The organism is Sporolactobacillus sp. CQH2019, from assembly GCF_028765345.1.
Classification (GTDB): Bacteria; Bacillota; Bacilli; order Bacillales; family Sporolactobacillaceae; genus Sporolactobacillus.
In genome coordinates this window covers 1-13,224 of record NZ_JARAJZ010000017.1, presented here as the reverse complement: position 1 = coordinate 13,224, position 13,224 = coordinate 1, and the positions used below count along the sequence as shown (strand labels likewise).

Genomic DNA, 13,224 nt, shown 5'->3' with positions numbered 1-13,224 from the left:
TCATTCCTGCCCTCTTTTCCAGCGCACGCCCTGCGGTGTGTCCTCCAGGACGACACCGGCGTTTTTCAGCTGATTTCTTATGTCATCGGCTAAGGCAAATTGTCTCTGCTGCCGCGCCGTCTCCCGTCTTTCAATCATTGCTTCCACGTCGCTGTCCAGCATGCTTTCGGTCTCACCTTCAAGCTTCAGGCCGAGTACGTTCGAAAGTTCAAAGAGCACGCGCCGGTATGAAAACAGCAGCCCCATGTCTGTATCCGTACGCTGCAGAGCAATATTGGCATCCTTGGCAAGATCGAACAGGACGGAAATGGCATTGGCCGTGTTAAAGTCGTCGTCCATCGCTTCGATGAATCGGTCCCGATAATGCTCCATTCTCTCATCCGCGTCCGCCTTCCCGCTAAAATCCTTCAAACGATGATCGAGATTATAATACACGGTCTGCAACCGTCCGAATGCCTGCACCGCGTCATTCAGCAATTCGTCGCTGAAGTTAATCGGGTGGCGGTACTGAACGGTCAAAATAAAGAATCGTACGACAAGCGGATCGTACTTTTTGATCAGATCGTGAACCAGAATCACATTGCCGATCGATTTCGACATTTTTTCGTTATTAATCTGGATATGACCGTTATGCAGCCAGTAATGGGCCATTGCGCAGTGATGCAGCGCTTCCGATTGAGCGATTTCGTTTTCATGATGCGGGAAAATAAGGTCGGTTCCGCCCGCATGAATATCAATCGTTTCCCCCAGATATTTATCAACCATTGCCGAGCATTCAATGTGCCAGCCCGGGCGGCCGTCCCCCCACGGACTCGACCATTTAATTTCACCCGGCTTGGCCGCCTTCCACAGGGCAAAGTCAAGCGGGTCCTCTTTATTTTCGCCGATTTCAATCCTGGCGCCCGATTTCAAATCGTCGACGGACTGATGCGAGAGTTTGCCGTAATCTTTAAATTTTCTTGTTCTGTAATAAACATCCCCATTAACGGGATAGGCAAAACCCATATCGACCAGCCGGCCGATAAACGCAATGATTTCGGGCATGGTTTCCGTCGCCCGCGGATTGATTGTCGCTTTCTTTACATTCAGGGCGCCCACATCGGCGAGAAAAGCCTTAATAAACCGATCGGCAATTTCCGGTACCGGCTGATGCCGTTCCTTAGACGCATGAATCAGCCGGTCATCGACATCTGTAAAGTTGGATACATAGTTTACATCATAGCCGCGATATTCAAAATAACGGCGAACCGTATCGAAAACGATGGCCGGACGCGCGTTGCCGATATGAATATAATTGTAAACGGTAGGTCCGCAGACGTACATCTTGACCTTACCTTCTTCTATGGGAACAAATGCCTCTTTTTTTCTCGTCAACGTGTTATAGACCATGAGCGTCATTCTACCTCAGTCTCCCTCTTATCAAGTTCTTTTAATTCCTCAATTTCCCGGTGCAGCAGCCTTACTTCCCTTTCCAGCTGATTGATTTTGTCGGCAACAGGATCGGGCAGATCCGCATGATCGAGATCATGATGGTGTACTTTTCTGCCGTTCTGCCTGACGACGCGGCCGGGGATGCCTACTACTGTCGAACCCGCCGGGACATTGTGCAGCACGACCGAACCCGCACCAATTTTGGAATGGTCGCCGATCGTGATCGATCCGAGCACCCTGGCTCCCGCAGAGATCAGCACGTCATTGCCGACCGTCGGATGCCTTTTCCCCTTTTCTTTGCCTGTTCCGCCGAGGGTCACCCCCTGAAAAAGGGTCACATCGTCGCCGATCTCGCAGGTCTCGCCGATCACAATCCCCATACCATGGTCCATGAAAAAGCGCCGGCCGATCCTGGCTCCCGGATGAATCTCTATGCCTGTCAGAAAACGGGTTAATTGCGAAAGCGCGCGGGCAAAAAAGAAAAGTTTTTTCTTCCACAGCCAGTGCGCAACCCGATGCGCCCATATGGCATGCAACCCGGAATAGGTCCAGATCACTTCCCATTTGTTTCTCGCCGCAGGATCCTGATCGAACACGTTATTCAAATCTTCTGCAATGATATTCCACACCACGGATTCACCTCCGATTCATGATTATTTCCTTCAAAAAATAAGGCGCCTTTGTATCATCCGACACAAAGACGCCTTCATAGCGCGGTTCCACTTTGTTTGAGAGCTGTACTCTCCACTTAAACCAATAACGGCGGCCGCCGTTTCCGCCTACTCATCCGTTCAGCGGAAAACTCAGAGAGGCAATTCAGTGATTTTCCTGTCTGAACGGTTTTCAGCCGGAGACCGTTCTCTCTGTCCAAGAAGGAAAATCCTTACTTTAATCTCTTCAACGCGTTTTCTATTTTCATTTCCACATTATGCGGAACGGCAAATTCTTGCCATTCCCTGCAGACTGCGCGGAAAACTTTCAGACTTTTTCCTGCATGCTCAAGTAGCTTTCCATTCGTTCAATGACGATGTCCCTGCCGAGCAGTTCCAGCGCCTCCGGCAATTCCGGACCGTGAGCCGAGCCGGTCGCAATTACGCGTATCGGCATGTACAACTTCCAGCCGCGCTGCTTGGTCTCTTTCTGTGTAACCTTGACCTTCAGGGCAATCTCTTCCGCCTTCCATTCCGTCAGGCTTTTCAGTTCCCTGTTGAACACCGTAATCACTTCATTAACCTGCTCGCCTGCAAGAATTTTTTTCTCATCCTTGCTCAGATTGTTCAGCCCTACTTCTTTATTAAAGAACATTCCGGTCAGTTTGACAATCTCCGCACCGTAATGAAGCTGTTCCTGATAAAGGAGGACCACACGTTTTGCCCATTCCTTCTGTTCAGGAGTCATCTGCTGCGGAAGAAGCCCGGCTTCAATCAGATACGGAACCGTGAACTTCACATAATCTTCTGCCGAAATTTTATTAATATACTGTCCGTTCATCCATTCGAGCTTAGACTTGTCAAACATTGCGGGAGACTTGCTCAGCCGGTCGGCATCGAACAGCTTGATAAATTCTTCCCGTGAAAAGATCTCTTCTTCGCCCTTCGGCGACCAGCCCAGCAGCGTGATAAAATTAAACAGCGCTTCAGGCAGAAAGCCCATGTTTTTATACTGTTCAATGAACTGAACGATGCTGTTGTCCCGTTTGCTTAACTTTTTATGATGTTCATTGACAATCAACGTCATATGTCCGTATACGGGCGCCTCCCAGCCGAATGACTGAAAAAGCATGATCTGCTTCGGTGTGTTGGAGATGTGTTCTTCCCCGCGAAGGACATGAGTCATTTTCATTAAATGGTCGTCGATGACAACGGCAAAATTGTAAGTCGGCACACCGTTTTGTTTAACAATGACAAAGTCGCTGACATCGTTCGTGCTGAATGATACATGTCCCTTTACAATATCGTCGAAATCAATTTTCTGATCGGCCGGCACCCGAAAACGGATGGTCGGTTTTCTGCCTTCCGCTTCAAGCTGCGCTCTCTGCTCCTCCGTCAGATGACGGCACTTTCCCGAATACCCCGGTGTCTGGCCGTGGGCCATCTGCGATTCACGTTCAGCCTTAAGCTCCTCTGCCGTACAGTAGCATTTATAGGCCAGGCCTTTATCCAGCAGTTCCTGCCAGTACTTTTTATAAATATCCAGCCGTTCCATCTGCCGATAAGGGCCATATTCACCGCCCACATCAACACTTTCATCCCATTCAAGCCCCAGCCACTTCAGATATTTCAGCTGGCTTTCTTCCCCGCCCTCGACGTTTCGTTTCTGGTCGGTATCCTCGATACGAATGATAAACTTGCCACCCGCATGGCGGGCAAACAGATAGTTAAAAATCGCGGTACGCGCATTGCCGATATGCAGGAATCCGGTCGGACTCGGTGCATAGCGTACCCTCACTTCATTGGCCACTGCTTTCACCACTTTCCGTTATTCTTTTTTATTCTAACACGGATCATGCCTGCCGGCTCAATTTCGTTCAATTTTTTCCAGGAGACAGACGGCTTCGGCGGCAATGCCTTCCCCTCGTCCGGTAAAACCCATTTTTTCGGTCGTCGTCGCCTTAATATTGACCCGATCCCGATCTGTGTGCAAAACGCCGGCAATCGTCCGGCGCATCTCCTGAATATATGGAGCAAATTTAGGCTTTTGCGCAATCACGACACTGTCAATATTTCCGACATCGTACCCTTTATTTCGGACAACGGACATCACTTCTGCCAGAAGTACTTTTGAATCGGCGTTTTTGTAGGCCTCATCCGTATCGGGAAAGTGCCCGCCGATGTCCCCCTCACAGACGGCCCCGAGCAGCGCGTCGCTGATCGCATGAAGCAGAACGTCTGCATCGGAGTGCCCGGCGAGTCCCAACCCGTAGGGAATGACAACGCCGCCCACAATCAGTTTTCTATTCTCCGCAAATCGGTGGACATCAAACCCGTGGCCTATTCGCATCTGCTTTCTCCTCTTCCTGAACGAACTTTTCCGCAATGATCATGTCTTCCGGCGTCGTCAGCTTGATGTTGCGATAACTGCCTTCAACCACTTCCACTGCCCGGCCGAGCTGTTCAACAAGCGAAGCGTCGTCCGTTGCCCTGAAATGCTTCACCCTGCCGGCACGATGCGCCTGCATAATGACGGACATGCGAAAAGCCTGCGGGGTCTGCGCCGCCCACAAGCTCTCGCGTTCCAATGTTTGACTTACTTTGTGATAGGCCACCTGTTTGATCGTGTCTTTTACCCGGACGGCCAGAAGTGCCGCGCCGCAGCGGTCTGCCGCTTCGGCGACCCTCACAATCTGATTTCTCGTAACAAACGGACGGGCGCCGTCATGAATCATCACGATCTGATCCTGATAGTCTCCCAGTCTAATCAGTCCGTTATAAACACTTTCCTGACGTTCTCTTCCGCCTGCCGTCATTTCGGTCACTTTGCTGATGCGATATTTGCGGATCAATTCATGAAAAGTTTTTCTCTCGGATTCTCTGATGACAAGAACAATCCCCGCACAGTCGGGATCCTTCTCAAACACGCGGAGTGTATATATAATGACGGGGATTCCGCGCAAAGTAAGCAGGACCTTATTCATCTCCGCTCCCATACGCGTGCCCTGCCCTGCCGCAACGATCACCACTCGATAATTCATCTGCTAAGCCCCCGGATACAGCCGCCCTGCTTTCGCTTTATGCAAAATCAAAGCGCCTTTTCAAGCAATTTGGGTTTGGCAAAAATCATTCTCCCTGCCGATGTCTGCAGCACACTGGTTATGATCACTTCAATGGTTTTGCCAATATACCTATGTCCTTCTTCTACCACAATCATTGTACCGTCGTCAAGATACCCGACACCCTGATTCTGCTCTTTCCCGTCTTTAATAACCTGTACACGGAGTTCTTCCCCGGGGAGAACAACCGGCTTGACCGCGTTGGCCAGGTCGTTGATGTTCAGCACGTGAACCCCTTGAAACTCGCAGACTTTATTTAAATTAAAATCGTTGGTCACGACCACGCCGCTTACCTCTTTGGCAAGCCGGACAAGTTTGCTGTCCACTTCCGTGATGTCGTCATAGTCGCCCTCATAAAGATCAACGTCAATCAAATGGTCTTTTTGAATTTTATTGAGAATATCCAGTCCCCGCCGGCCGCGATTCCGTTTCAGGACGTCCGAAGAGTCCGCTATATGCTGCAGCTCCTCGAGTACAAAATGCGGAATAACCATCGTTCCTTCCAAAAATCCTGTCTGGCAAATATCCGCAATTCTTCCGTCGATGATCACGCTCGTATCAAAAATTTTGTAAGGACTGATTCCGTTCAGCTTTTGCAATTCCGGGCGGGCATCTTTCTTTCGTTCCTTCGATCGGTTCGGCAAATGAAAAAGGTTCAGCAGTTCATCACGCTTCTTAAAGCCGACCTGGAAAAAGAAATAACCTAAGAAAACATACACAAAGATCGGAAGCACCGTGCTGATTCCCGGAATGTTCAGGCTCTCCAGGGGAAACTGTATCAGGAAAGCAATCACAAGGCCGAAGACAAGACCGATCGTACCGAACACAACATCGATCGCCGGTACCTTTATTATTCTGTCCTCGAAAGTTTTTATCAAATCTGTCAATGAGTCCACAAACCAAAAAGTTAATAAAGCTAAAATCACAGCACCGATGACCATCCCCGTAAACGGGGAAGCAATCCAATCCGGGATACCGCTTCCGAAATTCAACAGAAGAATCACTTTTGGTATATAGACAAAACCTAATGTACCGCCCAATAGAATAAAAAATAGCTGAATCATTCGTTTCAACATATCCAATCACCTCCTCTAAGCAGTATAGACAAAATGACAAAATCAAAACTTGCTTCTGTCATTATGTTCGTTTGAAACATGATCATTTCAAAATTCATCGTTTTCCCGAGAACTTATCCGCCGTATATTTATAAATCGGACGGAAAGAATTCGGATCCGGGTTTAAGATCTTCCGAACCGCCCAGCGCAAGATCGATGGCCTGGTTAAGCGAAGCAACACCGACGAGCTGCATTCCTTTCGGGGGAGACCACCCGCCCTGATTTTTCTCCGGAATATAGGCTCTTGAAAAGCCCAGCTTATAAGCCTCGTTCACCCTCTGCTCAATGCGTGAGACGCGCCTCACTTCGCCGGTCAGGCCGACCTCGCCGATAAAAATGTCCGTAATCTGTGTCGGCTGGTTGCGGAAACTGGAGGCGATGCTGATCGCTGCCGCCAGATCGATGGCCGGTTCATCCAGCTTAATCCCGCCGGCGACATTAATATAGGCATCCTGATTCTGAAGCAGCAGACCGACCCGTTTCTCGAGAACGGCCATCAGCAGCGAAACCCGGTGGCTGTCCATACCGGCTGCCATCCGGCGCGGATAACCGAAGCTGGTCGGTGTCACCAGAGCCTGGACCTCGACCAGGACCGGACGGGTGCCTTCCATTGCAGCAACGATTGCGGAACCGGCCGCCCCCTTCGTCCGTTCCTGCAGAAAGATTTCAGAAGGATTGGCGACTTCGCTCAGTCCGGATTCTTTCATTTCGAAAACACCCATTTCATTCGTTGAACCGAAGCGGTTTTTAACCGCCCTCAGGATACGAAATGTATGATGGCGTTCTCCTTCAAAATATAAAACGGTATCTACCATGTGCTCCAGCGTCCTCGGTCCGGCCAGCGCGCCGTTTTTTGTGACATGGCCGACAATGAAAACTGCGATGCCGCTTGTTTTCGCAAGACGCATGAGCTCTCCGGTGCATTCTTTAATTTGTGAAATGCTTCCGGGAGCCGAAGACATGTCGGAATTATAAATAGTCTGGATTGAATCAATGATCAGGATCTCCGGCCGGACATCCTGAAGATGGGCCTCAATCTGATGAATATCTGTTTCCGCCAGTACATACAGGCAGTCCGAAGTAATGCCGAGCCGACGGGCCCTCATCTTCGTCTGGCGCAGCGACTCTTCTCCCGAAATATAGAGAACCTTCCGCCCATTTCGCGCAAGCTGATCGGAGACCTGCAGAAGAAGCGTCGATTTGCCGATGCCCGGGTCTCCGCCGACAAGGGTAAGCGAAGCAGGCACGACTCCGCCGCCCATCACACGGTTAAATTCTTTCATCCCGGTCAGTATTCTCGGTTCTTCTTCCAATTCTACATCCGTCAGCAGGGAGGGCTTGCTGTCCCGCCGCTGATGCACGCGTCCCGCCGATTCGACAGGGCGTACTGTCTCCTCAACCAGCGTATTCCAGTTCTGGCAGCCCGGGCAGCGCCCCATCCATTTCGGGCTCTCATAGCCGCATTCCTGACAGACAAAAACCGTTTTTGTTTTTGCCATTTAATGAATCACCTTTCAGCACTGTCTCGTAAAATAAGCCCGATTTTTTTTTAAAACACGCAAAGAAGCCAAGGCTTGTCGATCACTTTGGCTTCTTCTCGCGCGGCAGATCATCCCGGAAAAATCGTGTCTCAGGATTTTGCCACGGCTTCTTCTTTCTTAATGACCTCGTATACCCCGTCTTTATAATCAATCACAACATCTGTTCCTTTTGCAATGTTGCCCTTCAGCAGCTCTTCGGACAATTTGTCTTCGACGCGCCGCTGAAGCGCGCGGCGCAGAGGCCTTGCCCCATACTCCGGATCATAGCCTTCCTCGACAATCTGTGTTTTTGCCGCATCGGTCAGCTCGATGACAATCCCCTGGCTCGACAGACGGTTTCTCAGATGTTCCGCCAGCATAGAGACTATCTCCAACAACTGAGGTTTCGTCAGTTCATGGAAAACGATGATCTCATCGATTCGGTTGAGAAACTCCGGTCTGAAAGCACGTTTCAGCGCGCCTGTGACCTTATCTTTCATTTCCTTGTACTCATGGTTTTCCCCGCCGACCGCAAAACCGACATACTTATTTCGTTTCAGTTCACTCGCACCCACATTGGATGTCATAATAATTGCCGTGTTGCGGAAATCAACCGTCCGTCCCTTGGAATCTGTAAGACGTCCGTCATCCAGCACCTGAAGCAGAATATTGAAGACATCGGGATGCGCTTTTTCAATTTCATCGAACAGAATAACCGAATAAGGCTTCTGGCGAACTTTTTCCGTCAGCTGTCCGCCCTCTTCATGGCCGACATATCCCGGCGGAGAGCCGACAAGTCTGGATGTCGTATGTTTTTCCATGTATTCCGACATATCGATACGGATAATGGCCTCTTCATCGCCGAACAGCGTTTCGGCAACCGCCCGCGCCAGCTCGGTTTTGCCGACCCCTGTCGGTCCGAGAAAAATGAATGAACCGATCGGCCGCTTCGGATCCTTCAGACCGGCCCGTGCTCTCCTGATCGCGTGAGAAATCGCCTTAATGGCTTCATCCTGTCCGACGACACGCTTGTGAAGGATGTTTTCCATGTGAAGCAGCCGTTCGCTTTCTTTTTGCTCAAGCCGGACAACCGGAATGCCGGTCCAATTGGCTACGACGAGAGCCACGTCGTCAGGCAGAACCTGGGTATTCTCTTTGCCCTGCTTCTCTTTCCATTCCTTTTCGCTGACCTCCACCTGCTCCTTCAGCTTCTGTTCACTGTCGCGCAATGAGGCAGCCTTCTCAAACTCCTGGCTCTGTACCGCAGCATCTTTTTCTTTTCTGACCGCTTCAAGCCGCTGTTCCAGTTCTTTAAGATTCGGCGGAGCCGTATAAGAGCGGAGACGGACTTTTGACGAAGCCTCATCCATCAAATCGATCGCTTTATCAGGAAGATACCGGTCGGAAATATAGCGATCGGAAAGCCGGACGGCCGCAACAATCGCTTCATCGGTGATCTTGACCCTGTGGTGCGCCTCATAGCGGTCGCGCAATCCCTTCAATATTTGAACCGACTGATCTTTGGTCGGCTCCTTGACTTTAATCGGCTGAAAGCGCCTTTCCAGCGCGGCATCTTTTTCAATATACTTACGGTACTCGTCAAGCGTCGTCGCTCCGATACACTGCAATTCTCCGCGCGACAGCGACGGCTTTAATATGTTCGACGCATCAATGGCACCCTCAGCGCCGCCTGCACCGATCAGCGTATGCAGCTCGTCGATAAATAGAATAATATTTCCTGCCTGACGAATTTCGTCCATCACTTTTTTCAAACGGTCCTCAAATTCGCCCCGATATTTTGTCCCGGCTACGACTGTGCCCATATCCAGCGTCATCACGCGTTTGTCGCGGAGAATTTCCGGCACTTCATTGTTGACAATTTCCTGTGCCAGGCCTTCCGCAACGGCCGTTTTCCCAACGCCCGGCTCGCCGATCAGGACCGGATTGTTTTTCGTCCGGCGGCTCAGCACCTCAATGACACGTTCAATTTCCTTGCTGCGGCCGATGACAGGATCGAGACTGCCTTCGCTGGCCATCGCCGTCAGATCGCGTGCCAGGCTGTCAAGCGTCGGCGTACTGGCATGTGCCGCAGCCCGCCCCTGTGCCCCACCGGACGTCGCCTCGTGGCTTCCGAGCAGCTGCAGCACCTGCTGTCTGGCCTTATTCAGACTGACGCCGAGATTGTTCAGCACCCGGGCAGCCACTCCTTCGCCTTCACGAATGAGCCCCAGCAGGATATGTTCCGTTCCTACATAGGAATGGCCGATTTTTCTCGCCTCATCCATTGACAACTCGATAACCCGTTTCGCTCTCGGTGTATAGTGAGGTGTCTGAACTATTTCGTTCCCGCGGCCGATCAAAGCTTCTACTTCTTTCTGGATCTTCTCGGGACTAAGATTCAAAGCCATAAGAGCTTTAGCAGCAATTCCGTCACCTTCACGGACAAGACCGAGCAGTATGTGCTCAGTACCGATATTGTTGTGCCCCAGCCGCATGGCCTCTTCCTGAGAAAGCGCAAGCACCTTTTGAGCGCGTTCCGTAAATCGTCCAAACATCATAATGGTGGCCTCCTTTAATCGTACTCTCCGTTCACCGACTCATTTAGCAACGATAATAATGACCCGCCGTTTCTTTCAAAATTCTCTCATACCTGTAAAATATTCAATTGAATATTTTTTGATAGTGGCTACAGGCCGGGTCGTACCGCCCAGGAAGCAATCATTGCTCATTGCTCCCGTTTTGTCTATTGTAGAGAACCTCTTATAAATCTTCAACTTTTTTCGCTTAACATCCGCTTATTTAATAAATTTTTACGGGAATGGCCGCTCATCGAAGACGCTCCTCCCGATCACGACAGACTGTTGAAGCACCCTTCCAGTTCTTGACACACTGTTATCCCGCGATCCATTTTATTTGGATGGATGGGTTCGCCGCTTATTACTATTTCGCCGCATCACTCATAAATTCCTCTTTCTTGCGGTGAACCGGAAAAACAAAAAAGCGGTCGGTATCTTCGTCAGCACTCCGGCATTGTACGGAACGATTCATTACGTTTCATTCGTCGTGTCAAACATTTTATTCCATATTAAAAAGCGGCAGAGAATTTATTATTTCCAGTCCGTACGATTTTACTAAACCAGCCCAGCAACTCCGGCGGATCGACGGAAAAAAGCAAGCATTTTCGATTGCCCTTCGACAGCCTCTGCGGCTTTTTAAGCAACGGCCGGCTGCCCTTCAGCGTTTATACGTCAGTGACTGAAGCATGGCCTTTAAAATATTCGCACGCACTTCGTCTCTTAAAGGGACACCCAGGTCAGGAATCGTCTGATCGATGGCGCTCATCATCAGCCTTGCCTCGCGTTCATTGATGACCTGTTCTTCAAGCAAATGAAGAATTATCGATTCACCCATATTTTCTGTCAACCTGTAACCGATCAGACCAATCATTTCGTCAATCAAATCCGCATCCGTAACCGGCCGTACCTTAATAACCTGAATGTATCCCCCTCCTCCGCGTTTGCTTTCAACCACGTAACCTCTTTCAATAGAGAAACGTGTCTTCAGTACATAATTTATCTGTGAGGGAACGCATTGAAATTTTTCCGCCAGTTCGCTTCTTTTCAATTTAATGATATCGCTTGAATCCAGGATTTCTTTTATATATTTTTCAATGATATCAGATATGTTCCTCATCGGAGGCATCTCCTCCCTGACTTTGACTAACTTTGACTATAATTCAATTATGAATGATATTTACCAAATAATCAACCTTCCTTCTGACGGACTCCCCCCACTCCGCCGGGCCGCTCCACTCTGCGTGCTTCTAATCCGCCGATCAGAAAAAACCGTTCCCGCGCCGGGTACTCAGACTGCTGACCCGGATTCATGCCAACGAAAAAGACTGCTCTACTGATGACGGAACAAACATGAACAAAACCCGGCTGTTATATTCAGATTATTCGCATTTATTTTATTCTGTTAATTTGCCGGACAGCATTGTCCATTCCCGGGCGTTCATGATGAGCGACCGTGATCATTAATATTAAACCCATCGGCGATGCCCAAATGACGAACAGCTAAAAAAATTCCCCCATCGATTTTTTACCAAGCGATCAGAAAATGACTTTAACCCGGGCGCTCCTCAAATCGCTCAGCCCTTTTCAAGCGAGGAAACATTCTTCCTCCAAAATATCAGGCAAAATGAAAAAGGCATCTCAAAGCCTGAATAGACTCATGAGATACCTTCTCTTTCCTGAACTCAGCCATCGATTCGTCTGTCAGGAATTCTTGCTTAAGTGGAGCCTAGGGGGATCGAACCCCTGACCTCCTGCGTGCAAAGCAGGCGCTCTCCCAGCTGAGCTAAGGCCCCATCTAAAAAAAGACAAAAAAAGATCGGGAAGACAGGATTTGAACCTGCGACCCCCACGTCCCGAACGTGGTGCTCTACCAAGCTGAGCCACTTCCCGATATGGTGCGCCCTAGAGAACTCGAATCCCCAACCTTCTGATCCGTAGTCAGACGCTCTATCCAATTGAGCTAAGGGCGCAAAACAGAAAGAATGGTGCCGAGAGCCGGACTCGAACCGGCACGGTAGTCACCTACCGCAGGATTTTAAGTCCTGTGCGTCTGCCAATTTCGCCACCCCGGCACAACACAAATTAAAACAAATGGAGCGGAAGACGGGATTCGAACCCGCGACCCCCACCATGGCAAGGTGATGTTCTACCACTGAACTACTTCCGCATAGTAATACAATTGATAAATGGTGAGCCACGAAGGATTTGAACCTTCGACCCTCTGATTAAAAGTCAGATGCTCTACCCCTGAGCTAGTGGCTCATAAATAAAATGCCGGTCAGAGGACTTGAACCCCCAACCTACTGATTACGATTCAGTTGCTCTACCAATTGAGCTAGACCGGCACTAAAATGGAGGATATAGGGCTCGAACCTATGACCCTCTGCTTGTAAGGCAGACGCTCTCCCAGCTGAGCTAATCCTCCATATTGCCTGGCAGCGACCTACTCTCACGGGGGGACAGCCCCCCACTACCATCGGCGCCGAAGAGCTTAACGACCGTGTTCGGGATGGGAACNTCCATATTGCCTGGCAGCGACCTACTCTCACGGGGGGACAGCCCCCCACTACCATCGGCGCCGAAGAGCTTAACGACCGTGTTCGGGATGGGAACGGGTGGATCCTCTTCGCTCTGACCGCCAGACGTGCCCGGTTCCCCGGGCAGCTCCTTCAAAACCGGATGCGTCAGCTGCTTGTCTTCGATTCATTCGTTTCGGGTTAAGCCCTCGGCCGATTAGTATCTGTCCGCTCCACGCGTCGCCGCGCTTCCACTCCAGACCTATCCACCTCATCGTCTCTGAGGGGCCTTACTGA

9 protein-coding genes, 8 tRNA genes, 2 rRNA genes and 1 other annotated feature are annotated in these 13,224 nt (G+C 50.1%); all 19 genes read right to left on the bottom strand.

Translation table 11 applies throughout. The annotated features are described in order from the left end of the window. Positions 1-1,398 (bottom strand): cysteine--tRNA ligase, encoded by a 1,398-nt coding sequence (gene cysS / locus OYT88_RS18410; protein ID WP_274401825.1) that lies wholly within the window; start codon positions 1,396-1,398, stop codon positions 1-3. Further along, positions 1,395-2,060 (bottom strand): serine O-acetyltransferase EpsC, encoded by a 666-nt coding sequence (epsC, locus tag OYT88_RS18405; RefSeq protein ID WP_443029728.1) that lies wholly within the window; start codon positions 2,058-2,060, stop codon positions 1,395-1,397. The genes cysS and epsC overlap by 4 nt, the downstream gene beginning before the upstream one ends. Positions 2,061-2,124: 64 nt before the next feature. After that, positions 2,125-2,341: a binding site (T-box leader), on the bottom strand. Positions 2,342-2,409: 68 nt separating this feature from the next. Next, positions 2,410-3,891, bottom strand: a complete 1,482-nt coding sequence (gene gltX, locus OYT88_RS18400; RefSeq protein ID WP_274401823.1) for a glutamate--tRNA ligase — start codon at positions 3,889-3,891, stop codon at positions 2,410-2,412. Between the two features lie 57 nt (positions 3,892-3,948). Further along, positions 3,949-4,431, bottom strand: coding sequence for a 2-C-methyl-D-erythritol 2,4-cyclodiphosphate synthase (gene ispF, locus OYT88_RS18395; protein ID WP_274401822.1), 483 nt, complete (start codon positions 4,429-4,431; stop codon positions 3,949-3,951). Further along, complete coding sequence (gene ispD / locus OYT88_RS18390; RefSeq protein ID WP_274401821.1) at positions 4,409-5,122, bottom strand: 2-C-methyl-D-erythritol 4-phosphate cytidylyltransferase; 714 nt, start codon at positions 5,120-5,122, stop codon at positions 4,409-4,411. The genes ispF and ispD overlap by 23 nt, the downstream gene beginning before the upstream one ends. Positions 5,123-5,169: 47 nt before the next feature. After that, positions 5,170-6,276, bottom strand: a complete 1,107-nt coding sequence (locus OYT88_RS18385; protein ID WP_274401819.1) for a PIN/TRAM domain-containing protein — start codon at positions 6,274-6,276, stop codon at positions 5,170-5,172. A gap of 128 nt (positions 6,277-6,404) precedes the next feature. Continuing rightward, positions 6,405-7,814 carry a DNA repair protein RadA gene (gene radA, locus OYT88_RS18380; RefSeq protein WP_274401818.1) on the bottom strand — a complete coding sequence of 470 codons (1,410 nt, stop codon included), beginning with the start codon at positions 7,812-7,814 and terminating at the stop codon, positions 6,405-6,407. Between the two features lie 131 nt (positions 7,815-7,945). Further along, entirely contained in the window at positions 7,946-10,393 is a 2,448-nt protein-coding gene (clpC, locus tag OYT88_RS18375) for an ATP-dependent protease ATP-binding subunit ClpC (protein WP_274401816.1), read from the bottom strand. 676 nt (positions 10,394-11,069) lie between these two features. Continuing rightward, entirely contained in the window at positions 11,070-11,528 is a 459-nt protein-coding gene (locus tag OYT88_RS18370; RefSeq protein WP_274401815.1) for a CtsR family transcriptional regulator, read from the bottom strand. A gap of 603 nt (positions 11,529-12,131) precedes the next feature. Next, a tRNA-Ala gene (locus OYT88_RS18365) sits at positions 12,132-12,204 on the bottom strand. Between the two features lie 23 nt (positions 12,205-12,227). After that, a tRNA-Pro gene (locus tag OYT88_RS18360) sits at positions 12,228-12,301 on the bottom strand. A gap of 3 nt (positions 12,302-12,304) precedes the next feature. Next, a tRNA-Arg gene (locus tag OYT88_RS18355) sits at positions 12,305-12,381 on the bottom strand. A gap of 13 nt (positions 12,382-12,394) precedes the next feature. After that, positions 12,395-12,483: transfer RNA gene (locus OYT88_RS18350), tRNA-Leu, on the bottom strand. A gap of 20 nt (positions 12,484-12,503) precedes the next feature. Then, positions 12,504-12,578, bottom strand: a tRNA-Gly gene (locus tag OYT88_RS18345). A 20-nt stretch (positions 12,579-12,598) separates the two neighbouring features. Continuing rightward, positions 12,599-12,673: transfer RNA gene (locus tag OYT88_RS18340), tRNA-Lys, on the bottom strand. 10 nt (positions 12,674-12,683) lie between these two features. Further along, a tRNA-Thr gene (locus tag OYT88_RS18335) sits at positions 12,684-12,756 on the bottom strand. 7 nt (positions 12,757-12,763) lie between these two features. Continuing rightward, positions 12,764-12,836, bottom strand: a tRNA-Val gene (locus OYT88_RS18330). Between the two features lie 101 nt (positions 12,837-12,937). Next, positions 12,938-13,054 (bottom strand): 5S ribosomal RNA (gene rrf / locus OYT88_RS18325). 70 nt (positions 13,055-13,124) lie between these two features. Next, positions 13,125-13,224, bottom strand: a 23S ribosomal RNA gene (locus OYT88_RS18320); the annotation flags it as partial.

What these genes read in the sequence shown, in the direction of transcription:
- cysS (WP_274401825.1), bottom strand. Translation starts at nt 1,398, where the DNA reads ATGACGCTCATGGTCTATAACACGTTGACGAGAAAAAAAGAGGCATTT.
- ispF (WP_274401822.1), bottom strand. Translation starts at nt 4,431, where the DNA reads ATGCGAATAGGCCACGGGTTTGATGTCCACCGATTTGCGGAGAATAGA.
- ispD (WP_274401821.1), bottom strand. Translation starts at nt 5,122, where the DNA reads ATGAATTATCGAGTGGTGATCGTTGCGGCAGGGCAGGGCACGCGTATG.
- OYT88_RS18385 (WP_274401819.1), bottom strand. Translation starts at nt 6,276, where the DNA reads ATGTTGAAACGAATGATTCAGCTATTTTTTATTCTATTGGGCGGTACA.
- radA (WP_274401818.1), bottom strand. Translation starts at nt 7,814, where the DNA reads ATGGCAAAAACAAAAACGGTTTTTGTCTGTCAGGAATGCGGCTATGAG.
- clpC (WP_274401816.1), bottom strand. Translation starts at nt 10,393, where the DNA reads ATGATGTTTGGACGATTTACGGAACGCGCTCAAAAGGTGCTTGCGCTT.
- OYT88_RS18370 (WP_274401815.1), bottom strand. Translation starts at nt 11,528, where the DNA reads ATGAGGAACATATCTGATATCATTGAAAAATATATAAAAGAAATCCTG.